At 50.5% G+C, this 1,312-nt stretch carries 1 protein-coding gene; it reads left to right on the top strand.

Features of this window, described 5'->3' with window-relative positions; genetic code table 11:
* The first annotated feature begins 53 nt into the window (after positions 1 to 53).
* A protein-coding gene (locus ACH0WD_RS24395) for an IS3-like element ISSen1 family transposase (protein ID WP_096322988.1) occupies positions 54 to 1,309 on the top strand; the annotation gives its coding sequence in 2 pieces (ribosomal slippage) (positions 54 to 405 and positions 405 to 1,309; 1,257 coding nt in all).
* Positions 1,310 to 1,312 lie beyond the last annotated feature (3 nt).

Below are 1,312 nucleotides of genomic sequence, written 5' to 3'. Positions count from 1 at the left end.
TGACCCGTCCTGAATAGCGTTGACACGTTCCAGACTTAAATCCGGAGAACGTGATGATGACTGAGTTCAAACGCACCCAACGCGATTATCCTCTATCCTTTAAAATAGCCGTCGTTGAGCAGGTCGAAAAAGGCGAGATGACCTATAAACAGGCCCAGCAGCGATATGGCATTCAGGGGCGCTCCACCGTACTTGTCTGGCTGCGTAAATATGGCCGGCTTGACTGGAGACCCGGACTTCCTGACCTGGTGAAGAGGAAACTGCCTGTGGCTCAGACAACTATCCCGCTGACACCCGAGCAAAGAATCAGGGAACTTGAAGAACAGCTTGAGCTGGCAAACCAGAAAGCTGAGTTTTTTGAGTCCGTTATCAACGTCCTGAAAAATGATTACGGGGTAAGTGTTGTAAAAAAGCGGCCCGGCAAGTCCTCACGCAAAGTCAGGCCCCCAAAATAACAGTTACGCGTGCATGCCAGTTCCTGGGGCACAGCAGACAGGCGTGGTACCAGTACAATACAAGATGTAATAAACGGCAGGAGCATCATGCTCAGGTTCTTGATTTTGTTGCCCGTACCCGGTGCCGTCAGCCACGAATCGGTACGCGTAAACTGCACTATCTGCTGAATACTCAGGCCGATAAAACGCTGAATATCGGACGGGACCGTCTGTTTAACCTGCTGGGTGAATACCGGCTCCTGGTACCCGTGAAACGGGCATATCACAAAACCACCAACAGCCATCATCGCTTTTACCGGCATCCTAATCTGCTGAAACCCGGCCCTGAACAGGTTACCGCCCTTGAGCCAGAACAGGTCTGGGTCGCCGATATTACTTACCTTCCACTACGCAGCGGCACGGCCTATCTGAGTCTGGTCACCGATGCCTGCTCCAGAAAAATCGTGGGTTACCATGTCGGGGAAAACCTGCAGACAGAAAATGTGGTAAAGGCGTTCAGGCAGGCTCTGAGACGGAGAAAAACGACAGGTCCGCTGGTACATCACTCTGACAGAGGACTGCAATACTGTTCGGTACTTTATCAGTCAGTTCATGAGCGAAACGGAATAACCTGTTCAATGACCGATGGTTACGACTGCTACCAGAATGCGCTGGCTGAGAGAATAAACGGGATACTGAAAAATGAGTTTTTACTCTCGCGTCCTGCAGACCTGGCGCAAGCGCGGGAAATAGTAAAAGAGTCCGTGGCAATTTATAACCATGAACGGCCACACCTGGCCCTGAAATACAAAACGCCCGATGATGTTCATCAGGCGTTTTACAGACAAAAAACTGTCAACCTATATCAGGACTAGTCA

Origin of the sequence: Salmonella sp. 2020_1395 (assembly GCF_043848115.1) — a bacterium.
In the GTDB taxonomy this organism is placed as follows: Bacteria; Pseudomonadota; Gammaproteobacteria; order Enterobacterales; family Enterobacteriaceae; genus Salmonella; species Salmonella enterica.
This window is presented reverse-complemented; position numbering and strand designations above follow the sequence as displayed.